Source organism: Pseudomonas poae RE*1-1-14, from assembly GCF_000336465.1.
Classification (GTDB): Bacteria; Pseudomonadota; Gammaproteobacteria; order Pseudomonadales; family Pseudomonadaceae; genus Aquipseudomonas; species Aquipseudomonas poae.
The window spans coordinates 2,334,317-2,357,977 of sequence record NC_020209.1 but is presented as its reverse complement, the minus strand read 5'-3'; the positions used below and the strand labels follow the sequence as shown (position 1 = coordinate 2,357,977).

Sequence of the window (23,661 nt, the reverse complement as noted above, 5' to 3'; positions counted from 1 at the left end):
GCGGGGCAAGCCCTAATGCCGTTCAGTTAAGGAAAATGTGTGGGCTTGTTGTGGCGAGCGGGCTTGCCCCGCGTTGGGGTGCGAAGCGCCCCCACTCCAGCAAAACGCGGTGTACCTGATACGGCTCAACGTCTGGTTTTGGGGCTGCTGCGCAGCCCAACGCAGGGCAAGCCTGCTCGCCACAGAGCCATGTAGCCGTTTTCGAATAGTGTGCAAGGAATGTATTTATGAGTGACCGCTACCTTTCGTTCGTCAATTCCCCCTGGGGACGCCGCATGGCCCAGGCCGCCGGCCTGCCGCAACCCGTGCCTTTGCTGCGCTATCGCAGCGGTCTGGCCACGTTGGTCAATCCGGTGATCGTCGCCGGGGCAGGGCGTCTGGCCGAGCCTGTGCAACGCCTTTTTGCGGCCACCGACACGGTCGCTGCCACCCCGGCGACGCTCAACGCGCCGTCCACGGTGAAGGTGCAGGGCGCCGTGTTCGACGCCACCGACGTGGCCGACGTGCAGCAGCTCGACGCGCTCTACGCGTTCTTCCACGCCAACGCCCGGCGTCTTGGGCCGCAGTCACGGGTGGTGGTGCTCGGCACTGCGCCGGAACACTGCCAGGCCCCGCCGCAGTCCATCGCCCAACGCGCCCTCGAGGGCCTGGTGCGCTCGCTGGCCAAGGAGCTGCGCCGGGCGATCACCGTGCAGTTGATCTACGTGGCGCCGGGCGCCGAAGGTGCGCTCGACAGCAGCCTGCGGTTTTTCCTGTCGCGCCGCTCTGCATATGTCTCGGGGCAAGTGGTGCGCCTGGAGAAACCGGTGGACGGCCACGTCGCGGTCGACTGGGACGCGCCTCTCGCTGGTCGCCGCGCGCTGGTGACCGGCGCCTGCCGGGGCATCGGCCTGGCCATCGCCCAGGTACTGGCCCGGGACGGCGCCCACGTGGTGTGCGTGGATGTGCCCCAGGCCCGCGATGCACTGCAACAGGCGGCGAGCAGCGTGGGCGGTTCGGCCCTGGCGCTGGACATTACCGCCGCGGATGCCGCCGCAGCGTTGCAGGACCACATCAGCCAGCACGGCGCCTTTGATGTGGTGGTGCATAACGCTGGGATCACACGGGACAAGACCATCGCCAAAATGAGCGAGGACGCCTGGCGCAGCGTGCTCGCGGTCAACCTGCAAGCGCCGTTGCAATTGAGTCAGGCGCTGCTCGACCAGCAGGGCCTGAACCTCGGCGGGCGCATCGTCTGCGTGTCGTCGATTTCCGGCATCGCCGGCAACCTGGGGCAGAGCAATTACGCGACCTCCAAGGCGGGTGTGATCGGGCTGGTGCAGGCGTTGGCACCCCGGGCGGCGGCGCAGCAGGTGACGGTGAATGCGGTGGCGCCCGGGTTTATCGAAACCCGGATGACTGCGAAGATTCCGCTGATGATCCGCGAAGCGGGGCGGCGCATGAATTCGCTGTCCCAAGGCGGTCAACCCATCGACGTGGCCGAGACGATCGCCTGGCTGGCCCATCCTGCTTCGGGCGGGGTCAATGGCCAGGTGGTGCGGGTGTGCGGCCAAAGCCTGCTGGGAGCCTGAACCATGGATTACGTGACGCAGATCATCGACCCGCCACCGTCGCGCAGCCGGCTGCTGCTGGACGGGGTGCGCGCCCTGCGCAAGCCGGCGCTCGACGGCGCGCCGCCGTTGCCCACTCAGCGCCTGGTGCGTTCGGCAGTGGAACTGTCGCCTGTCGGCATCGGCGCCTATGGCCGTGCCTGTGGTTTCCGACGCGAGCAGGGCGTGCCGCTGTCCTATCCCCACGTACTGGCGTTTCCCTTGCACCTGATGCTGCTGACCCGGCCGAGTTTTCCGTACCCGGCCGGCGGCATGGTGCACCTGGCCAACCGCATCCGTCAGCATCAGCGTTTGCACGAAGGCCAGGCCTTGCGCCTGGAAGTGTATTGCGAACGTTGGGTGGCCCACCCCAAGGGCCAGGCGCTGAGCATCGCCACTCGCGCCTACGGCGCAGACGCCCTGGTGTGGGAAAGCGACAGCCTTTACTTGCGCCGCGAGGTGGCAAACCCCGTCGGCGAGCCGTGGGACGACGCGCTGCCCTTGCCGGAAGAAAGCCTGTTACGCACCCAGCGCTGGGTATTGCCCGCCGATCTGGGGCGCCGTTTTGCCAGGGTGTCGGGGGACTTCAATCCGATTCATACCTCGCTGATCGGCGCGAAGCTCTTTGGTTTTCGCCGCGCCATTGCCCACGGCATGTGGACCCTGGGCCGGGCACTGGCCGCCGGGCAACCACCGGGCGGGCTGGCGGCGGCCGAGGCCCATTGCGACTTCAAGTTGCCGATCTTTCTGCCCGGCCAGGTCGCGTTATGGAGCCATCCGGCGAGCGGCCCGCGCCGGGCATTCGAAGTGCGCAACGTCGCGGGCGACAAGCCGCACATGCGCGGGCTGTTTATCTGGAAAGAGAACCTGGCATGAGTGACTACAGCTTCAACCCGGCGCCGACCCGCCGCGTGGCTATCATCGGCGGCAACCGCATCCCGTTCGCCCGCTCCAACACGGTGTATGCCTTCGAGAGCAATCAGGATTTGCTGGTGGCCGCGCTGCAAGGCCTGGTGGATCGCTACAACCTGCACGGCCAGCGCCTCGGCGAGTTTGCCGCAGGCGCGGTGATCAAGCATTCGCGGGACTTCAACCTGGCGCGCGAGTCGTTACTGTCGACCATGCTGTCCCCTGAAACGCCTGCCTACGATGTGCAGCAGGCCTGCGGCACGGGGCTTGAAGCGGCGTTGCTGGTGGCGAATAAAATCGCCCTCGGCCAGATCGAGGTGGGCATAGCCGGCGGCGCCGACACCACCTCCGACGCGCCCATCGGCATCAACGAATCCCTGCGCCATGTGTTGCTGGCGGCCAATCGCGGTAGAGGCCTGGGCGACAAGCTGAAGGCGCTGCGCAAGGTGCGCCCGGCGATGCTGTTCAAGCCATTGCTGCCACGCAACGGCGAGCCGCGCACCGGGTTGTCCATGGGCGAGCATTGCGAAGAAATGGCCAGGCGCTGGCAGATCAAGCGCCTGGCCCAGGACGAATTGACCCTCACCAGTCATCAGCGTCTCGATGCCGCCTACGCGCGTGGTTTTTTCGACGACCTGATCAGCCCCCATCGCGGCCTGACCCGCGACAATAACCTGCGCGCCGATACCAGCCTGGAAAAGCTCGCCGGCCTGGCGCCGGCCTATGACCGCGAGCATGGCACTCTCACCGCCGGCAACTCCACGCCGCTCACCGACGGCGCCTCGGTGGTGCTGCTGGCCAGCGAAGCCTGGGCCGCCGCCAATGGCTGGCCGGTGCTGGCCTACCTGCGTACCGGCGAGACCGCGGCAGTGAATTTCGTCGACGGCAGCGAAGGCCTGCTGATGGCCCCGGCCTACGCCGTACCGCGCATGCTCAAGCGTGAAGGGCTGGGCTTTGCCGATTTCGATTTCTTCGAGATCCACGAAGCATTCGCCGCCCAGGTGCTGTGCACGCTCAAGGCCTGGGAAGACCCCGACTATTGCCGCGAACGACTGGGCTTGGAGGCTCCGTTGGGCGCCATCGACCGCGCGAAGATGAACGTCAACGGCGGCTCGCTGGGCTGCGGTCACCCCTTCGCCGCCACTGGAGGCCGGCAACTCGCCGCGCTGGCCAAGGCCATTGATGAACGCGGCGGCGGGCGCGGCCTGATCTCGATCTGCGCAGCGGGCGGCCTGGGCATCACCGCCATCGTTGAAAAATAGCGCTACTCATAACAACAACAGGGAAACTGCCATGAACGCTATCAGCCTGGAACAGACCGAACGCATCTGGTTGAACGCTTACCTGCCCGGGGTTCCGGCAGACATTGAGGCCGGTATCGAGGCCTACCCGTCGTTGCGCGAAGTGTTCCTCGAACACCTGGAAAAATTCAGCGGGCGCGTGGCCTACGTCAGCATCGGCACCGAGATGACTTATGCCGACTGGCAGGCGCAGGGCATTGCGTTTGCTGCCTGGCTACAGGGCCAGGGGGTGAAAAAGGGCGACCGCGTGGCACTGATGATGCCCAATTGCTTGCAGTACCCGATCTGCCTGTTAGGCACGATCCTGGCCGGTGCGGTGGTGGTCAACGTCAACCCGTTGTACACCTCCCATGAACTCAGGCACCTGCTCAAGGACAGCGGCGCCGAGACCGTGGTGATCTTCGAAAACTTCGCCCACACCCTGGAAAAAGTCATGCAGGGCAGCAGTGTCAAACGCGTGGTGGTGGCGGCCATCGGCGACCTGCTTGGCACCTTCAAGGGCGCGGCGATGAACTTCATCCTGCGCCGTGTGCAACAGCAGGTGCCGGCGTTCAACCTGCGCGGTTCGGTGCGTTTCAACCAGGTGCTGAAGCAGGGACGGGCGCTCAATCTCCTGCCGGTGCCCACGCAGCGGGATGACCTGGCCTTCCTGCAATACACCGGCGGCACCACGGGCGATGCCAAGGGCGTGATGCTCAGCCACCGCAATATCATCGCCAACCTGTTGCAGGCCAAGGCCTGGGTCGGCGATCAATTGGACCAGGAGCAGCAGCAAAGCAACGTGACCCTGTTGCCGCTGTACCACATCTTTTCGCTGACGGTGAACTGCCTGATGTTCATGTGCCTGGGCGGGCGCAATATCCTGATCGCCAATCCTCGAGACGTGAAGCGTGTGCAGATGATCCTGCGCAAGGAACGCTTCAACGGGATAGCCGGGGTGAACACGCTGTTCAACGGTTTGCTGGAAAACAAGGATTTCTGTGCGCGGGATTTTTCTGCCTTGCGCCTGGTGATCGCCGGCGGCATGGCCACCCACACAGCGGTGGCCAGGCGCTGGAAAGAAGTCACCGGGCTGCCGATCATCGAGGGGTACGGCCTCACCGAATGTTCGCCGGTGGTGAGCATCAGCCCCATCGATATTTCGCGCATGCGCGAGATGGAATTCACCGGCAGCATCGGCGTGCCGCTGCCGTCGACCTGGGTGCGGTTCGTGCGTGCAGACGGCGAAATTGCCGAGATTGGCGAGCAGGGCGAACTACAAGTGCGCGGCCCGCAGGTGATGCAGGGATACTGGAAACGGCCCAGGGAAACGGCAGAGGTACTGGACGCGCAGGGGTGGCTGTCGACCGGAGATATCGGGGTGATGGATGAGCGTGGGTATATCCGTCTGGTGGATCGCAAGAAGGACATGATTCTGGTCTCGGGTTTCAATGTGTATCCCAACGAGATCGAAGACGTGGTAGCGATGCATCCGGGGGTGGCTGAAGTGGCGGCCATTGGGGTGGAGGACGGGGTTACCGGGGAGAGGGTCAAGATTATTGTGGTGCGCAAGGATCCCAGCCTGAGCCAGGCGCAGATTCTTGCGCATTGTCGGGAGTATTTGACGGGGTACAAGGTGCCCAGGTATGTGGAGTTTCGAAGTACGGAGTTGCCCAAGACTACGGTGGGGAAGGTGTTGCGCAGGGCTTTGCGGTGAGATTTTTGGCTGGTTTTTTACGGGTACATATCCGTTATTGAGAGTGTCAGATTTTTTGTGTTCGGGCCGGTTAAGGCCTGCCGTCAGGCAGGCCCTATCTTTACCAGGTCGGCCTGATAAATCGATCTCCGTACAGAATCGCAAATTGATTCATTGCCTTCTTCCAATCATGAGCCGCACTGCCCCAGTTCGCGGTGATATTTCGTAATGCCAGCCAGATTAGCTTTGTCGCGGCCTCATCCGTTGGGAAGTGGCCTCGCGTTTTGATGACCTTGCGCAACTGGGCATTGATACTCTCGATGGCATTGGTTGTGTAGATCACTTTGCGTATCGCCGGGGGAAACACGAAGAACGGGATAACTCGATCCCAAGCACGCTTCCAAGCCGATACGACTGTCGGATATTGCTTACCCCAAGGCCCGGCTTCGAAAGCCAGTAGCGCTTGTTCTGCGGCGTCAGCATTGAGTGCTTGATAGATCGGTTTCAGTGCCTTGGCCAGCTCACGGCGCTTATCCCACGGGGCGTAATCGAGGCTGTTACGGATCAGGTGGACGATGCAGGTCTGCAACGTCGTCTCAGGAAACACAGCACTCAGCGCTTCGGGCATGCCTTTGAGACCGTCAGTTACGGCGATCAAGACGTCTTCGACGCCTCGGGTTTTCAGGTCGTTAAAGACCTTCATCCAAAATTTGGCGCCTTCGGTTGTTTCAATCCAAATGCCCAGAATATCTCGCGTTCCGTCCGGCAATACTCCCAGTGCCAAGTAGATCGCTTTGTTGCGAACCAGGCCTTCGTCGCGAATTTTGACTCGCAATGCATCGAAGAAAATTACCGGGTACATCGGTTCAAGCGGTCGCTGTTGCCAGGCGGTAACCTCCTCCAAAACTGCGTCAGTGACGGAGCTGATGAAATCGTGAGAGACGTCTGTTCCGTACTGTTCAGAGAGAAACGCCCGGATTTCGCGAACCGTCATGCCTCGGGCATACATCGCGATAATCTTGTCATCGAAGCCGGTAAAACGCCGTTCGTGTTTGGGGATCAGAATCGGAGCAAAGCTTCCATCACGGTCTCTGGGAATGTCCAGACGCAACGGGCCGTCATCGGTTAGCACCGTCTTGCCACTCTTGCCGTTGCGCTGGTTACTCGATTCCTCAGGGCGCTCCGCGCCCTGAGGATAGCCAAGGTGGTGGCCCAACTCGGCACCAAGAGCTCGCTCGATCAGCGCCTTTTTGAACGCCATCGAGGCATCCTGAATGGCTTCGGCACTCATCGGGCCGCTGACGAACTGGTCGATCAGCTCTTGGGGAATGGATGGAAGGTCTCGCGGGGCCTCACGGGCCGGTTTCTTTTTGGTCGGCATACATGCACCTCTATCAACATGTTATGCCCGAACACAAAATTTATGACAGTCCCCCGTTATTTGAGTAGCGGCTGATTATGGTTGCGCCCTTACGGCGGGTCACTTTTGGAAGGACCCAAAAGTAACCAAGAGGTCCTCGCCCCAACACTCGGTGCCTCGCCCACGCTCCAAAGCCTGCGTTCGGCCAGCGTGTTTGACGGGGCGCGCCAGATCAAGGTAGAGCCGACCGGGATTGTCTGCCGTACGCTGTAAATGTGGGAGCTGGCTTGCCTGCGAAGGCATCGATCGGGTTTTCCTGATGGATTCAGGTGTTTGCATCGCAGGCAAGCCAGCTCCCACAGAGAAACGATGATGGGCAGATCCTGCTTTTGCCCTGCTTTTGCCCTGCTTTTGATCTGCTTTTGATCTGCTTTGCTTTGGCTTTTGATTTTGGGCGCCCCGTCAACCACGCTGGCCGAACGCAGGTTTGAATACGTGGGTAACCCGGCAGGACGCCGGGTTAGCCGCACTGGGCCATGGATGGCCCATTGCGGCGGCCCACGGATTCAAGCCTGCGTGCGGGCACACCGAGCGTGAGCGAGGTGCCGAGTGGTGGGGCAAGAGCCCTTTTGGTTACTTTTGGGGCTCTTTTCCAAAAGTGACCCGCCGTAAGGGCGGAACCATAATCAGCCGTTACCTAAATAACGGATATACACCCATAAACCCCACCCAAAAAGCTCACCCCACAAAAGCCCCCGGATTCACCAAATTCAAAGGCCGCCGCCCCCCCAGCGCCGCCAGCAGATTATCAACCGCACACCTGGCCATCGCCTCCCGCGTCTCATGCGTCGCCGACCCAATATGCGGCGTCGCCACCACATTATTCAACCGCAACAACGGCGACGCATGCTCCAGCGGCTCGCGTTCAAACACATCCAGTCCCGCCGCGCGAATCGTGCGTTGTTGCAGCGCATCCACCAGCGCCGCCTCATCCACCACCTTGCCACGCGAGATATTGATAAAGATTGTCTCCGGCCCCATCAGCGCAAACTCGCGCGCGCCGATCAGCTTTTCCGTTTCTGCCGTCAGCGGCAATGTAAGGCAGACGAAGTCAGCCTGTTGCAACAGGTCATCAAGGCTGCGGTACTGCGCACCAAAACGCGCGTCCACCTCGGGTTTTGGCGAATGGCTGTGATAGATCACCGGCATGCCAAAGCCGAAATGCCCGCGCTGGGCCAAGGCTTCGCCGATGCGGCCCATGCCGATGATGCCCAGGGTCTTGCCGTGCACGTCGCTGCCAAAATGCGCGGGGCCGATGTTTTTGTGCCATTGGCCGGCGCGCACCATGTCGGCCAGTTCCACCACCCGGCGGGCGGTGGCCAGGATCAGCGCAAACCCGGTGTCGGCGGTGGTTTCGGTGAGCACGTCCGGGGTATTGCTGAGCAGGATGCGGCGTCGGGTCAGGTAGTCGATGTCGTAGTTATCGACGCCTACCGAGACGCTGGCCACGGCCTCGAGCCGGGGGGCCAGGTCGAGCAGTTCGGCGTCCAGGCGCAGGCTGGCGCCGAGCAGGCCGTGGGCGCCGGGCAAGGCGTCGCGCAGTTTGGCCAGGCCGGCTTCGTCGAGGGCATCGATCAGGGTCACGTCTGCGTGTTCGTGCAGGCGTGCCATCAGCGGCGCGGAGAGTTTCTTGTACAGCACAACGGATTTTTTCATGAGGTCTTTACCTTCAGCTCCAGAGTAGGTGAGGGCGCGCGGTCGCTGGCGCCGGGCTTGAGGAAAATGGTCAGCACCACTGACAGCATCAACGCGCCGCTCATCAGCAGGTAGGAAGTGCCGGGCGAACCGGTGCTGCTATTGAGGTAACCCACCAGGTAGGAGCCACCGAACGAGCCGAGGGCACCCATGCTGTTGATCAGTGCCATGGCGCCGCCGGCAACGTTGGCCGGGAGGATTTCCGGCACGATGGCAAAAAACGGTCCATAGGGCGCATACATGCAGGCCCCGGCAATCACCAGCAGGGTGTAGGACCACCAGAAATGCTCGGCGCCCAGGGCGTAGGACGCATAGAAGGCGATGGAGGCAATCAGCAGCGGCGGCCACACGAAGCGTTTGCGTTTTTGCAGTTTGTCCGAGCCCCACGACACCACCAGCATGGCAATCACAGCCGCGAGGTAGGGCAGCGCTGACAGCCAGCCGGCCTCGACCATGTCCATCTGCAGGCCTTTTTTGAGGATGGACGGCAACCACAGCACAAAGCCGTACACGCCGATGCTCCAGCAGAAGAACTGCAGCGCAAGGATGATCACTTTGGGCGAGCGAAACGCTTCGGCGTAGTTTTTAACAGCCTTGATGCCCACCTGTTCGGCGGCGAGGGCGCTTTCCAGGCTGTGTTTTTCGCTGTCGCTGAGCCATTTGGCATCCTTGGGGCGTTCGTCGGCGAGTTTCCACCAGATAAACGCCCACAGCACCGCCGGCAGGCCTTCGATGATGAACATCCAGCGCCAGCTGAAATGCTGCACCAGGTAGCCTGACACCACTGACATCCACAGCATGGTCACCGGATTACCGAGGATCAGAAAGGTATTGGCCCGCGAGCGTTCGGCCCGGGTGAACCAGTGGCACAGGTACACCAGCATCGCCGGCATCACGGCGGCCTCGACCACGCCGAGCATGAAGCGAATCACGATCAGCATGTAGGCGTTGGACACCACGCCAGTGAGGGTGGCGAGGCCGCCCCAGAGGATCAGGCTGACGAAAATCAGTTTTTTGACGCTGCGTTTCTGCGCGTAGATCGCCCCGGGCACCTGGAAGAAGAAGTAGCCAAGGAAAAACAGCGCGCCCAGCAGCGATGACATGCCCGGCGTGATCATCAGGTCTTCAGCCATCCCGGAGGCGGCGGCAAAGCCGTAGTTGGCGCGGTCCAGGTAGGCCAGGCTGTAGGTGATGAACACAATGGGCATGATGTACCACCAGCGGCGGGTGGCGAGTTTCACGGTTTCCATGAGGTTGCTCCTGAGCTTGTTGTAGTTGTGGCAACAGGGAATGGGTCAGGCGACGGATCGGGTGGTCAATTCAGCGCGGGTCGGCAGGCCCTCCATGTCGCCGCGACTTTGCACGGCGCGGCTGCCGATCCAGTTGCCGCGCTGCACCGCCTCGGGGAAGCTCAGGTTTTCCAGCAGGGCGCTGATCATGCCGACCGCGAAGCCGTCGCCGGCGCCGACGGTGTCGACCACCTTCTCCACCGGGACGGCGGCGATAAATCCCTGGTCCATCTGGGTGCGAAAATAGGCGCCGTCCGCGCCGAGCTTGATGGCCACGGCTTCGGCGCCCTGATCCAGGTAAAACGCGGCGATATCGGCCGGGTCATCCAACCCGGTAAGCAGGCGCCCTTCGTTCAGGCCCGGCAGTACCCAGTGGGCGAGGGCGGCGAGGGCGTTGATTTCACGGATCATCTGTTGCTGACTGGCCCATAAGGCCGGGCGAAGGTTGGGGTCGAACGACACACTGCGTCCGGCCTTGCGCATCTGCGTCATCAACTCGAAGGACAGCGCGCGCGTAGCCTCGGACAACGCCGGCACAATACCGGTGGCATGCAGGTGGCGCGCCTGCAGCAGCGCGGGGCTCAAGGCGTCGACGGACAAGTGGCTGGCCGCCGACCCCTTGCGGAAGTACTCCACCTGGGGATCGTTGCCCGTCTCTTCGCGGGACTTGAATTGAAAGCCGGTAGGGTGCAGCGGGTCGACCGCCACGTGTCGGCAGTCCAGGCCTTCGTTTTGCAAGGTGTCGACCACAAAGCGGCCAAGGGAGTCGTTGCCCACTCGACTCAGCCAGGCGACCTTGAAACCCAGGCGCGACAAGCCGATGGCGACGTTGCTGTCGGCTCCGGCAATGCGCTTGTGAAATTGCACGACCTGGGCCAGATCACCGGTCTGCTCGGCGACCAGCATCGCCATGGTTTCGCCGAACGAAAGGATATCGATCTCAGACATGGGCACTCTCCGCGCGAGGTTGGCCAAGGCAGGCGAGGGCGGCGACCTGGCGGGCGGTGACCTCGACCAAATCATCGCCCTGCAGCGGAAACTCCACCGCCCGGGTAATACCTTGGTTCATGTGTTTGAGTAATTGTTCCCACAAGTGCAGGTCGGTGGCGCTGGGCGGCAGTGCGACCAGCTTGCCGTCCGCACGCCGGGCCACGGCCTTGCAATGCAGGTAATCCACGTGCCGACCCAGCAGGCGCGCGGCGGTGAGGGACGACTGGTCCTGCCAGTGCCAGTTGCCGATATCGAAGGTCATCTTCACCGGCAGCCCAAGGCGCTCGACCTCGCTGAAAAAACGCTGCATCGGCTCGATCCGTCCGCCATGCAGGGTCTGGTCGTTTTCCACCAGCAACTGCACCGGATGCCGGTTGAGCAGGGCGTGCAGGCTTTGCAGATCGTTGGTGTCGGTGAAGTAGCCGAGGGAGACTTTCAGCCAGTGCGCGCCAAAGGCCTGGGCGCGGTCCAGGGTGGCGGCGAGCTCCGGGTTCGGTTGGGCGCGGCCGGCCACCCACAGTTCCAGCGGTGAAGAAAACACCGCCTCCAGGCCATGGCTGGCAGCCGCCTGGGTCAGCTCGGCGGGTTGCTCGGTGGTCAGCAATTCTTCCCGCCACTCAATGCGTTGCGCGCCAGCAGACGCCAGCAACTGGACGAAGCTCAATTGGCCCTGCTGGCGAACCAGATCGGCACCGTAGCTGGAGAGGCTGATGGAAACGGGGTACTTGTGCATTGTTGTTTACCTCTGAAACCGGTTTCATTTTTATACGCAAAAACAAATGTGGGCGCTGGCTTGCCTGCGATAGCGGGGTGTCAGTGGGCTACTGCTTCGTCTGATACACCGCTATCGCAGGCAAGCCAGCTCCCACGGGTAATTGGGTAGAGCCGCGGATGATGAGTTGTGGCAGGAAATCCAGGCGGCGGGTGGGGGCTGTATCACCGCGCAGGCGTTTGAGCAGGCAGTCGAACGCGCTGGCGCCAATCGCTTCGGTCGGCTGGGCGAGGGCGGTGATGCCGTTGCCCACCAGCGGATACCAGTCCAGGTCATCCAGGGCGATCAGGCCCACGTCGTCAAACAGGGTGCAACCCAAGGCCTTGAGCGCGCTGGCGCAGGCCAATGCAGCGACGCCATTGGCGCAGAAAACTGCCCTGGGGCCGGGTTTTTCGAGAAACGTTTGTAAATGGCTGTGCAAGTCAGCGTCCAGTTCCAGCACCTTACCGGTCAATGCCGGGCGCTGTGCGATCTCGGCATGGAAACTGTCCAGGCGCTCCAGGCGTGAACTGGTGCCATCGACGGCTTCGCTCACCAGCAACACATCGCGATAACCCTGCTGTTGCAAATGCTCGACGGCCATGCGCACGGCTGCGGGGTTATCCAGCCCGACCAGGTCACTGTGCAGCGGCTCAACCTTGCGGTCGACCAGCACCAGCGGCATTTCCGCCTGCAGCTCGAGCAATTGATCAAGGTGATGGCCGAGGGTATTCACGATCAACCCTTCGATGTTGTACGAGCGCAGCGCGGCGAGGTGCAGACGCTCTTGCTCGTCACAACGGTCGGTGTTGCATACCACCAGGCTGTAGCCGTGCTGGCGGCAGGCGGTCTCGACGCCGTGCATCACGGCAATGGAATAGGGGTTGCGGATATCGGCCACCAGCATGCCGATCAGCCGCGTGCGGCCGCGCTTCAAGCCGCGCGCCATCTGGTTGGGGCGGTAGCCGAGTTCGCTGATGGCCTGTTCGATGCGCTGGGCAATGGCATCGGAGAGCAGGGCGCGGTCGTCACCGATAAAGCGTGACACGCTGGCTTTGGAAACGCCGGCACGTTCGGCGACGTCAAGCATGGTCACGCGGCTGCGCTGGGCGGCGGAAAATGGGGTCACGGTAGACGGGCCTTTCTTATTGGAAGTGTGGTTGCACCGCTCGCACAGGCCGGCTGAAACCGGTTTCATAAAATGCCAGGCAACCTGTTTCGTCAAGCACTATTTAGAAAACACCCGGTGTACCAGACCTGGAGAACCCGACGAATGGACAGGGCCACCTGTTAGTTATGACAGTATCCGACCATCGGCTTTAAGCGTTTAATTTTTCCCAGGGCAGACAGGAAACATGGCGTTCCTGATTCGCTGAAACGAAATTAACCCTGAGGCCGGAACATGACAACTACTCCAAAACCCCATTCCCGTCGTTCCGGAATAACCATGAGGTCCGCCCCGATTGCAGGTGGAAGCCCGTTGCCTCTTTATCTGTTGGATCCGTTAACGGTGCCAGGGGTCAATACGGCGGACGGCAGAGGTGTAGTTGCGCAGGACTTGTTGCTGGCGCCACTGAAATTGCAGATTCCCTCCTGGCAACCCGAGCCGAGCGAGCCTACTGACAAAGAGCATACTTGCGAAATCTGGTGGGATAGCGCCGATGGCCCCAGGCTGCTCGACACTTTTTACGTGGGGGTGCCACCACCGGCTGTGCCTCAGTTTTACGAGCGTGAAATCGCCATGTCCGACCTGCGCGACGGCTCGCGAGTCGCGCACCTTTACTACAACGTTCGCAGCGAGGGTGGCCAGAGTTTCAGCGATCCCAAAGTAACGATCACCATTGATCTTGAGCGTCCGATGCTGTTGCGGCCAAACGACACGCTGGCGTTTCAGGTGCCTCCCGCACCGGTACTGGATGATCAATACAGGCTCGATCACCAACCTACGGTCTTTGAGCTTCCGACCTATAACATCGGTGCACCGGGTGACCGGGTCGAGATCTATCTATCCAATTCGCCACTCCCTCCCAATACCCCGGCGGATGGAGAGTCACCGGTGGATTTCGGTACTGTCCCTCGTACGGTTACGCTGGATTCCGACGCTTTTCGTCGTCTGAACGGCGGCCCTGCGTATGTGTTTTTCCGTATTTTCGACGCGACCGGCAATTACAGCGATTTGAGCGCAGGCCTGCCCTTCGTCATGGGTGGAGGTTTGCCGGCTCCGAGCATTCGTCCTCCGGCCTACGACGATCAGTTGATCAAGCGTGATGATGCGCGTGCGGGCGTGTTCGTGCGTATTGACTATCCCGGTTGGTCAGCAACCGCGGGGCATCAAGTGATTGTGTACTGGGATGGTCGTCCGACCGCTGTCCAGGCGGTGACACGGATGCCATTGGAGGTTGAAATTCCCTGGCTTGTCCTGCGGGGTAATAATTCGGTTTTGGCTGCACAGACCGTGCAGGTCAGTTACGAAGTGATGGGCCTCAACCCTTCACCGACGATGTCTGCGCCTCTGGCGGTCAATATCGACCTCACGATTGCCGGGCAGGACCATCTCAACGCTCCCGCGCTGCTGAATTCGACATTGGCTCCAGTGGAAGTCGAGGGGAGCACCGGCACCAACCTGCTGGTTGATAAAGACCGCGGTAATCCCATTCGAGTGCGCGTGCGGTTGTTCGCTACGCCGCAGCCAGGTGACGTGTTGCACCTGTTCTGGAATAGCCAAGGCCCGGTAGCCACTTATACGGTGAAGGCGGGTGATGCCGCTGGTACCTGGGTGAACTTTCCCGATGTGCCAGCGACGGTGCTCGATGGCGTCGCACTGACGGCCCATATGCTGCATTACATCACCAGCAACGGCGTTAACGAACAACGTTCCCCCGTGACAACGCTTAATACCAAGTTCTTGCCGTTGCCTGCCCCGGTGATACAACACACCCTCACCAATGGTTATTTGACGTGCCGTTCGCAAACCAAACCGGTGAATGGCGTGGAGTGGTCAATGTTGGTGGATGGCGTGCGCTGGTTTATAGCGGCGAATACCAATGTTCGTGTGGATGACATCGTGAAGTTCAAGTGGCAGGGGTTCAACGAGAACAACTGGGGTACTCGAAATCAGAATGTTGTCTTTGAACAGTCGCTGACATGGGAAGCAGCCCATGCAGTGGCAGGGGCTACAGTGGTAATGAATGCATTCGACGCAGCATTACATCCATTGCGTCAATTCAAATCCGCTACCGGCAGTTATGAAGTATGGCGTGGTGGCGTGAAGGTGGGCGAGTCCTCGCCAGCGTACGTGCGGATCGATCTGACGTATTCAACGGGTTGTTATTGCACACCGCGTGGCGTGGTGTGTAGCTGAGTGGTTCGTTATTGGTTCGTCTGTCGTTGTTTCAGTCGAAGTGGTGTGCGCGTTGCGTGTAAACGTTAAAGAACACGTGATTGATAAAGGATGTTCTATTAATCAGCGGTGTATGTCGTGATGTTCAGTCATCAACTGTCGGAGCAAAATAATGGACGCTACAAACAGAGAAATCATAGATAATTTCAAACCAAGACTTACTACCGATTACAAAGCTGAACGATATGATATGGGAGAGTTTGAAGATCAGGTACCTGGTTACGTGGGGTTGTTGACGCGTAGGGGCGCAAATAGGCTGCTTACCAACTTTAATGTGCCACGGTACGACGACGCCAGTGTAAATATAAATAAGCCTGATAAAGTCGACGTCGAAATCGTCCCTTACATCGATCTGGACACGTTGGTAGCAGAGCCCCTCAGTACTCTCCCCAATGCCCCTTATACGCCCCAAACAGCCGAAGAGCTCGAGGATGACTACTTTGCTACTTATGCTTTAAAGTTTCAACTTCGTCTGGTGAATCAGCCTGACCCTGTTCCGCTGCCGATACCACAAGGTTTTCGCGCTCCTGGGCTGTATCTGGTCAGGTACAACGTGAGACTCGGGCTGACGGGCAACACAAACCGTTCGGTCGCGCAACTATTGGTGGTTGACCTGACGGGAGCCTACGACGGCCCCCAAGTCAAGCCTCCTGCGCCAGAGCTACCTGTGGGTATGACGGGGCCTCTGGACCGCGATTATATTGCCAACCAGCCAAACGAGACGGTGTATCTGCCGATCGAGTACGACTTAGCGAAAGGCTTGGCGCCGGGCGATACTGTCGAAATGTACTTTGGCTCTTCCGATCAACCTTACGTATTTGATCTTCCTCCCAGCACGGAAACCAGATATCGATTGGATCCAGCCAAGCCGGCTTCCATTCCATTGCCATTGTGGGTGGTCCAGGCTGAAAAGAAGGGGAATTACAACCTCCGCTACGCAATATTCGATGTTGCCGAGAATGGCTCCTGGGAGTCCCACGCTCTGGAACTTGCAGACTTGGCGCAGGATCCTCTGCCACAAGACTTCTATGCGCCATTGATTGAGCTTGCTGTTCCCGGTGATGGTCTGATTGATATCAAGGATGTGGCAGATATCAACGGTTTGATGGTGTCGATTCCGGCCTATCTGAATGCCCTGCGCGGCACGGATGAGATTGAAATCGAACTGGAGTCGTCTGCAGGCATAATCACGAAGACCGTGCCCCTGGGCAATAATAATCTTCCGCTGTCGATCAAGTTCAGTGTCGCTGAGGTGGAGCAACTCTACGGGCCTCGAACCCCGCCAAGAGGCAGGCTGGTAGTGACAGCGTCCTATGTTGTCAAGCGCGGGACGAATTCCTATCCAGCAACGAAGTTAAGCACGCCATTCGATCTGGACTTGTCTGTTGTCGGCCCTGACATCACGCCGCCCGGTACTATCAATACTCACCTCAAGCCGCCCGTGATCAATGCAATACGCGAGAATGGCCTATTCGGGCCTGACAATCACCTGGAGGTAGATGATGCTAATAAACCTGCCAGAGTACTTATTGAATTGTGGACAGTGCCTGTCTTGCCACAAGACTCGCTGCCTTTCACGATTACGTTGAATTATGGTGGTGTTTTATATCCGCAGAAGGTGGACGTCCTTCCTCCAAGTGGGTTGGTCGAGTTCACGATTCCTTTTGCTGCTATCAGGACGGCGGGTGGCCCTGTGCAGGTGGTGTCGTATACCGTCACGTCGCCTAAGAGTGAAAATCCGCAGTATTCGCAAGAGGCAATTGTTCAGGTTGAGTCCGTTATTCTGCAAATGGCTGCGCCGATTGTTCTCAATAATAACGGTGTACTCACCTGTGATAGCCTGAGGCCGATTAACACCGGGGGCCTGGTAATACATATTCCTGGATCCGATTATCTGGCGGGAGGGCAGTTGGTCGAAGTGACGTATATGGGGTTCCAAAATAACACCAATCCTCCGTCCGCAGTGGTCAATCAAACTCGACTATTCACAGTGCCTGATGATATTGCGGCTCGTAATGGGTTTAATGTGGACTTTAATGTGGGGCCTGATCTCTTGTATAACCCGATCAACGCTAATACATCGCTGAAGGCGCTGGGTTCGGCAACCGTGACTGTCAGCACGCAGTATTTGGGAACGATGGTGCCTTCTCTCCCCGCTAATTATGAAGTCAGAGGCTTCAGAAGTGCCACCCGCAGCATCAGCTATTGTGCTGGTGGATATATGCCTGTTTAGGGTTAAGTGCCCATGAAAACACCAAAGAAGGCATCCCCTTCTTTGGTTGTTTCATTTGCAGTGTTGATGATGCCTCAGCTAGGTTGAGAACGCTGCTCCCTACGTCACAGGTTGCCTATTGATGTAGTTTATTCGGAACTATCCTACAGCTTTTAGGTTTGCGCTGTTCAATTATTGCACCGCTTGATGGGTTGGGTTTCACGCGTTTTAGAATCCGCCCTATCGTTTCGCGTAGGAACTAGAGGTCCATTATATGTCGGCAGTATTTAACTTTGAACGCACACCCTTGAGCATTGCATTGACGGCCCCAGCCATTGCTTTATTGCTAATGGCTGCGCCCAATGCCCGCGCGCAAGTTGCAGTCACACTTCCGGGTACTTCAATATCGAGCGGTACGCGGCTGGATAGTTATGTGCTGAGTCCAGGTTCGAGCTTGACTGCCCATGGCGCTGCCACCAATCAGATTGTAATGAATGCTGCAGGGCTGATTGTAGAGGCAGGCAGCACGACACAGGATATCACTGCAAACCTGCAATCGACTGTCCTGATTGATGGCTCGCAGGTCACTGGCCGCCCCTTGTCTAGTCAAGCCATTATGGTGAACAGTAACAGCAGTCTATTGGTGACCAATAACAGTACGGTGACAAACTACAGTGGCTGGGGGGTGTCTTCCAACCGAACCTCAGGCGGAACAGATGGTTCATCGGTAACGATAAAAGACAGCACTGTCTTCGGAGTGACTCGTGGTATTTCGTCCGCAGGCTACGGTGTGGTTAACCTGGACAATGCGCGTGTCGAAGCCGCGCACCCGACGGGCGTCGGCATGGTGCTGTTCAACTCTGAAGCCACGGTAAGGAACAACACCCGTATCATTGGCGGCGACAATGGCGTCAACATGCGCAGCGACGCCTCACTGACCCGCACCAACTCCTTGATACTCGATAACTCTGTGGTCCAGGGTAAAACCGGCGCCGCCATCCTGGTGAACCCGGCCGTTGGCAATAGCACCCATGCCGATATTCAAGTGCTTAACGGCTCGAACCTGCTCAGTGGTAATGGTGACCTGCTTCAGGTAGTGAATAACGGCACCGCAAACATGAGCGTCGACAACAGCAGCCTGTTCGGTGATGTGCGCATTGGCGCAGGCAGCACGGGCACTGTGCAACTCAACAACAATGCGTCGCTGACCGGCCAGCTGTTCAACGTCAAGCAACTGGATGTCAACAGCAATGCCCAGTGGGTGCTGGTGGGTAATAGCGAGGTCGGTGCGCTGAAAATGGGCGGCGGTAATGTCGTGTTTGGCGCCCCGGAGCAATACGTCCAGTTGAACACCAACAGCTTGACCGGTAACGGCACCTTCAAGATGCACACCAACTTCAACACCGGCGACACCGACCTGTTGAACGTCAACGGCAATGCCGAAGGTAATCACCAACTGCTGGTGGGCGCCAGCGGCTCGGAATTGGCCACCGGCGACGCGATCAAGGTGGTGCATACCGAAAGCGGTGGTGCCAGGTTTGGCCTGGTGGGCGATACCGTCGATGTCGGTGCATACGAATACGGGCTTAAGCAGGAGGGCACCGACTGGTTCCTGGACCCCGAGAAAAGGGGCACCAGTACCAGCGCCAAGGCAGTGCTGGCCCTCGCCAACGCGGCGCCGGTGGTACTGCGCGGCGAGGAGAGCATCCTGCGTACACGCATGGGTGAAGTCCGCTTCGGCGAAGGCAAGAGCCAGGGCCTGTGGATGCGCGGTTACGGTAACAAGATTGACGTGGCGGCCAACAGCAACGGCGTCGGCTACTCCCAGAATCAGGCGGGCCTGAGCCTGGGTGCGGACTGGGCGATGGATGAGCTGTGGACATTGGGTGTGATGGGCGGTTACAGCAACTCCAACCTGGGCCTGAGTCGCGGCAGCAGCGGCATGGTCAACAGCTACTACGCCGGTCTCTACGGTATTTTTCGTGATGACGAGAGCGGGGTGTATGTGGACCTGACGGCCAAGGTCAACCGACTCAACGGCCAGAGCCAGGTCAACATGAGTGACGGTCAGCGCGCCAAAGGCAAATACTCGCAGGATGCGGTCAGTGCTTCGGTTGAAGTCGGCAAGCACATCAAGCTCGATGACGACGGTGTGTATCTTGAGCCGTTTGCCCAGCTGTCCGTTGCCGCCATTGGTGGTTCGAACTACACCATGGACAACGGTCTGAAGGCCAAGAGCGAGCGAGCCACTTCGGCGATCGGCAAGGTGGGCATGACCGCCGGTAAAAACATCCAGCTCGAAAGCGGCGGCATTCTGCAGCCCTACCTGCGTGCGGCGGTAGCACGTGATTTCAGCCCGGACAACAAGGTCTACATCAACGACCAGGCCTTTAAGAACAACCTGTCGGGCGGCAGTTACGAGGTCGCAGGCGGCATGGCAGTTTCTTTGTCGCCAAGCCTGAGCGTGCATGCTGAAGCCACGCACATGAAAGGCAAGGCCTATGATCAGCCGTGGGGCGCCACGGTAGGTTTGCAGTACGCCTTCTAAGGTACGCACGCACGCAAAAAGGGGAAGCTCAGGCTTCCCCTTTTTGCGTCTTAACCGAACAACCCTGCGGCAATATTGATCGAAAAACCCAGAATCGCCGTATTGAACAGAAAGCCGATCAGCGATTGCCCCAGCACCACCTTGCGCAGGCTACGCGTGGCCACGCCTACATCGGAGGTCTGCACCGCCACGCCGATGGTGAACGAGAAATACAGGAAGTCCCAGTAATTGGGCGTACGCAGCCCTTCGGCAAAGCGCAGCGCCGGCTCGTCGCCCTCCCAGGTGTAAAAGAGGCGGGCGTAATGCACGCTGAAAATCACCCCGATCAGTAGCCACGAACCGATCACCGTCATCCCGGTAAAACCGTAATGCAGCAAGCGTGCGGTGCTGTCCAGATCCTTGATGCCCACCAGATTCAGGGTAATGGTGGCAAGGCTGGCAATCGCCGCGATGCACACCATGAACAGCACCAGGCCGGCGTTCTCATCTTCGATTTCGGCGATGCGTTTTACGTCGTCGGCGCGCGAGCGGCTGGTCAGCCACAGCATCAACAGCAGATAGGTCCAGACCCCAGCGTTCCAGCCGATCAGGATTTTGCTGATCAGCGTATCGGCCGGGGCCAGGATGCCGACGGCGATGCCCAGGACGGCGGCGCTGGAGAGGCGAGGGTGGGTGCGGGCAAGGAAGGCCATGGGTGCTCACAACAGGGTAGTTGAGAGCACCATAGCGTATTCGGTTGCACTTGATCATGAACTCGACAAGTGAACACTGCGGTGTCGATCAGTCGGACGTGTGCCGTTTGCGCACCAACTTCATCACCACCACAAAGAACACCGGCACGAACACCACCGCCAGTGTGGCCGTGATCATCCCGCCGATCACACCGGTACCAATCGCTTGCTGGCTTGCCGAACTGGCGCCGGTGGCAATCGCAAGCGGCACCACGCCGAGGATGAACGCCAGCGAAGTCATGATGATCGGCCGCAACCTCAGCCGCGCTGCCTTGAGGGTGGCGCTGATCAGGTCTTCGCCCTGGTCATACAGGTCCTTGGCGAACTCGATGATCAAAATCGCATTCTTTGCCGACAGGCCGATGATGGTGATCAGGCCAACCTTGAAGAACACATCGTTGGGCATGCCGCGCAGGGTCACCGCCAGCACCGCCCCGAGCACGCCCAGCGGCACCACCAGCAGCACCGATGTGGGAATCGACCAACTTTCATACAAGGCTGCCAGGCACAGGAACACGATCAGCAGCGACAGGCCCAGCAGGATGGGGGCCTGGGAGCCGGACAAGCGCTCCTGCAACGACAGGCCGGTCCATTCCTGGCCCAGGCCGGCGGGCAACTGGCTGACCAGGCGCTGGATCTCCGCCATCGCCTCGCCGGTGCTGTGCCCCGGTGCGGCTTCGCCGGTGATCGCGATAGCCGGGTAGCCGTTGTAGCGGGTCAACTGCGCCGGTCCCTGGGTCCATCGGGCTTCGACAAACGCCGACAACGGCACCATTTTTCCGTCCTTGTTGCGCACGTTGATTTTCATCAAATCCGCCACCTGGCTGCGCTGATCGCCTTCGGCCTGCACCACCACCCGCTGCATGCGGCCCTGGTTGGGGAAGTCGTTGACGTAGGCCGAGCCGATGGCCGACGACAACACATTGCCCACATCGGCAAACGACACCCCCAGCGCGTTGGCCTGCTTGCGGTCCACTTCCAGCTGCACCTGCGGCGCCTCGGCCAGGGCGCTTTCACGCACGTTGGCCAGGATCGGGCTTTTTGCTGCCGCATTGAGCAAGTCGGTACGGGCCGCCATCAACGCTGCGTGGCCGACGCCGCCACGGTCCTGCAGACGAAACTCGAAGCCGCTGGAGGTGCCCAGGCCGTCAACCGGCGGCGGCAGCACAGCGTAGGCAATGGCGTCCTTGAGCCCGCCAAAAGCCGCGTTGGCACGGTTGGCAATCGACGCTGCGGAGGCGTCGGCGCCACGGTCCGACCAATCCTTGAGCGTGGTAAACGCCAACGCTGCGTTCTGCCCTGAACCGGAGAAGCTGAAACCCAGGATCATAGTGGTATCGCCCACTCCGGCCTCGGTGGCGTTATGCGCCTCGATCTGCGCGACTACCTGCTCGGTGCGGTTCTTGCTCGCGCCCGGTGGCAGCTGAATATCGGTGATGGTGTAGCCCTGGTCTTCCACCGGCAGGAACGAGGAGGGCAGGCGCGTGAACATCCAGCCCAGGCCCACCAGCAACACCAGGTAGATCAGCAGGTACCGCCCGCTGCGCTTGATTGCATAGGTCACCCAGCCTTCGTAGCGGTCGGTGAGTTGTTCAAAACGCCTGTTGAACCAGCCGAAGAAACCGCCCTTGTCATGGTGCTCGCCTTTGGCGATCGGTTTGAGCAAGGTGGCGCAGAGGGCCGGGGTCAGGGTCAGGGCCAGGAACGCCGAGAACAGGATCGAGGTGGCCATCGACAGCGAGAACTGCTGGTAAATCACCCCCACCGAGCCCTTCATGAAGGCCATTGGCAGGAACACCGCCACCAGCACCAGCGTAATGCCAATGATGGCGCCGGTGATCTGGCCCATGGCTTTTTTCGTCGCGTCCTTGGGTGACAGGCCTTCGGTGACCATGATGCGCTCGACGTTCTCCACCACCACAATCGCATCGTCCACCAGGATGCCAATCGCCAGCACCATGCCGAACATGGTCAGCACGTTGATCGAGAAGCCGAGCACCAGCATGGTGGCGAAGGTGCCCATCAAGGCAATCGGCACCACCAGGGTGGGGATCAGCGTGTAGCGCACGTTCTGCAGGAACAGAAACATCACCGCAAACACCAGGGCCATGGCTTCGAGCAGGGTGTACACCACTTTGGTGATCGAGACCTTGACGAACGGCGACGTGTCGTAAGGGATCTTGTATTCCACATTGGCCGGGAAGTAGCGTGACAGCTCGTCCATCTTCGCGCGCACCAGGGTCGCGGTGTTCAGCGAGTTGGCGCCCGGCGACAGTTGCACGCTCACGGCGGTGGACGGTTTGCCGTTCAGACGCGTGGAGAACTGATATTCCTGGCTGCCGACTTCCACCCGCGCCACGTCGCCGACACGCACGGTGGAGCCGTCCGGGTTGGCCTTGAGCACGATGTCGGCGAATTCCTGCGGTGTCGACAACTGGCCCTTGACCAGAATCGCTGCGGTGATTTCCTGGGTGTTGGTGCCCGGCAGGTCGCCGATGCTGCCAGGAGCAACCTGGGCGTTCTGCGCGGCAATCGCGGCGCTGACGTCGGCCGGCGTGAGGTTGAAGCCGATCAGTTTCTGCGGGTCGATCCAGATGCGCATCGCGCGTTCCGAGCCATACAGCTGCGCCTTGCCCACGCCGTCCAGGCGCTTGAGCTCGTTCATCACGTTGCGCGCCAGGTAATCGCTGAGCGCAGTGTCATCGAGCTTGCCGTCATTGGAGGTCAGGGTCACCAGCAGCAGGAAACCGGCGGAGACCTTCTGCACCTGCAGGCCTTGCTGGGTGACGGCCTGGGGCAGGCGCGGCTCCACCGCTTTGAGGCGGTTCTGCACATCTACCTGAGCCATCTCCGGGTTGGTGCCCGGCTGAAAGGTGGCGGTAATGGTGGCCGAACCCAGGCTGCTCTGGGATTCGAAATACAGCAGGTGGTCGGTGCCGTTGAGCTCCTGCTCGATCAGGCTGACCACGCTCTGGTCCAGGGTCTGCGCCGAGGCACCCGGATACACCGCGTAGATCTCGATTTTCGGCGGCGCGACGTCAGGGTACTGCGCCACCGGCAACTGCGGGATGGCCAGCGCACCGGCCAGCAGGATAAACAGGGCCACCACCCAGGCGAACACCGGGCGGTCGATAAAGAACTGCGGCATGGC

The 23,661-nt window shown here is 60.1% G+C and carries 15 protein-coding genes; 7 read left to right on the top strand and 8 right to left on the bottom strand.

Features of this window, described 5'->3' with window-relative positions; translation table 11 throughout:
* The first annotated feature begins 227 nt into the window (after nucleotides 1-227).
* Genes H045_RS10100 through H045_RS10085 form a run of 4 tightly spaced genes read left to right on the top strand, consistent with a single transcriptional unit; the run spans nucleotide 228 to nucleotide 5,495 of the window.
* Nucleotides 228-1,571 (top strand): 3-oxoacyl-ACP reductase, encoded by a 1,344-nt coding sequence (locus H045_RS10100; protein ID WP_015372289.1) that lies wholly within the window; start codon nucleotides 228-230, stop codon nucleotides 1,569-1,571.
* Between the two features lie 3 nt (nucleotides 1,572-1,574).
* Nucleotides 1,575-2,465 (top strand): MaoC/PaaZ C-terminal domain-containing protein, encoded by an 891-nt coding sequence (locus tag H045_RS10095; RefSeq protein ID WP_015372288.1) that lies wholly within the window; start codon nucleotides 1,575-1,577, stop codon nucleotides 2,463-2,465.
* Nucleotides 2,462-3,760: an acetyl-CoA C-acetyltransferase gene (locus H045_RS10090; protein ID WP_015372287.1), complete on the top strand. Its 1,299-nt coding sequence runs from the start codon at nucleotides 2,462-2,464 to the stop codon at nucleotides 3,758-3,760. Before H045_RS10095 ends, H045_RS10090 begins: the two co-directional genes overlap by 4 nt.
* Nucleotides 3,761-3,791: 31 nt before the next feature.
* Nucleotides 3,792-5,495, top strand: coding sequence for a long-chain-fatty-acid--CoA ligase (locus tag H045_RS10085; RefSeq protein WP_003238176.1), 1,704 nt, complete (start codon nucleotides 3,792-3,794; stop codon nucleotides 5,493-5,495).
* A 100-nt stretch (nucleotides 5,496-5,595) separates the two neighbouring features.
* Here H045_RS10085 and H045_RS10080 read toward each other — a convergent pair whose 3' ends face one another.
* From H045_RS10080 to H045_RS10055, 6 genes are all read right to left on the bottom strand, one after another.
* A complete protein-coding gene (locus H045_RS10080; protein ID WP_015372286.1) occupies nucleotides 5,596-6,855 on the bottom strand; it encodes an IS256 family transposase in 1,260 nt (419 codons plus the stop codon).
* A 717-nt stretch (nucleotides 6,856-7,572) separates the two neighbouring features.
* On the bottom strand, nucleotides 7,573-8,550 hold the full coding sequence (locus H045_RS10075) for a 2-hydroxyacid dehydrogenase (protein WP_015372285.1): 978 nt from the start codon (nucleotides 8,548-8,550) through the stop codon (nucleotides 7,573-7,575).
* On the bottom strand, nucleotides 8,547-9,839 hold the full coding sequence (locus tag H045_RS10070) for an MFS transporter (protein WP_003232981.1): 1,293 nt from the start codon (nucleotides 9,837-9,839) through the stop codon (nucleotides 8,547-8,549). The genes H045_RS10075 and H045_RS10070 overlap by 4 nt, the downstream gene beginning before the upstream one ends.
* 45 nt (nucleotides 9,840-9,884) lie before the next feature.
* Nucleotides 9,885-10,826 carry a sugar kinase gene (locus H045_RS10065; RefSeq protein WP_015372284.1) on the bottom strand — a complete coding sequence of 314 codons (942 nt, stop codon included), beginning with the start codon at nucleotides 10,824-10,826 and terminating at the stop codon, nucleotides 9,885-9,887.
* Nucleotides 10,819-11,601 (bottom strand): sugar phosphate isomerase/epimerase family protein, encoded by a 783-nt coding sequence (locus H045_RS10060; RefSeq protein ID WP_015372283.1) that lies wholly within the window; start codon nucleotides 11,599-11,601, stop codon nucleotides 10,819-10,821. Before H045_RS10060 ends, H045_RS10065 begins: the two co-directional genes overlap by 8 nt.
* An 88-nt stretch (nucleotides 11,602-11,689) precedes the next feature.
* Nucleotides 11,690-12,748, bottom strand: coding sequence for a LacI family DNA-binding transcriptional regulator (locus H045_RS10055; RefSeq protein WP_041931623.1), 1,059 nt, complete (start codon nucleotides 12,746-12,748; stop codon nucleotides 11,690-11,692).
* 351 nt (nucleotides 12,749-13,099) lie between these two features.
* Between H045_RS10055 and H045_RS10050 the strand changes: the two genes are divergently transcribed.
* The 3 genes from H045_RS10050 to H045_RS10040 all read left to right on the top strand — a co-directional run bounded on the left by H045_RS10050 (nucleotide 13,100) and on the right by H045_RS10040 (nucleotide 19,779).
* Nucleotides 13,100-14,980, top strand: coding sequence for a hypothetical protein (locus H045_RS10050; protein ID WP_236277599.1), 1,881 nt, complete (start codon nucleotides 13,100-13,102; stop codon nucleotides 14,978-14,980).
* A 151-nt stretch (nucleotides 14,981-15,131) separates the two neighbouring features.
* Complete coding sequence (locus H045_RS10045; RefSeq protein ID WP_015372280.1) at nucleotides 15,132-17,252, top strand: hypothetical protein; 2,121 nt, start codon at nucleotides 15,132-15,134, stop codon at nucleotides 17,250-17,252.
* Between the two features lie 736 nt (nucleotides 17,253-17,988).
* Nucleotides 17,989-19,779, top strand: coding sequence for an autotransporter outer membrane beta-barrel domain-containing protein (locus tag H045_RS10040; protein WP_236277600.1), 1,791 nt, complete (start codon nucleotides 17,989-17,991; stop codon nucleotides 19,777-19,779).
* Nucleotides 19,780-19,829: 50 nt separating this feature from the next.
* Here H045_RS10040 and H045_RS10035 read toward each other — a convergent pair whose 3' ends face one another.
* Both H045_RS10035 and H045_RS10030 read right to left on the bottom strand, forming a co-directional pair.
* Nucleotides 19,830-20,471: a DUF1345 domain-containing protein gene (locus H045_RS10035; protein ID WP_003232997.1), complete on the bottom strand. Its 642-nt coding sequence runs from the start codon at nucleotides 20,469-20,471 to the stop codon at nucleotides 19,830-19,832.
* Nucleotides 20,472-20,559: 88 nt separating this feature from the next.
* The gene (locus H045_RS10030; protein ID WP_015372278.1) at nucleotides 20,560-23,658 is read right to left on the bottom strand and encodes an efflux RND transporter permease subunit; all 3,099 of its coding nucleotides are present in this window, start codon (nucleotides 23,656-23,658) and stop codon (nucleotides 20,560-20,562) included.
* Between the last annotated feature and the right edge of the window lie 3 nt (nucleotides 23,659-23,661).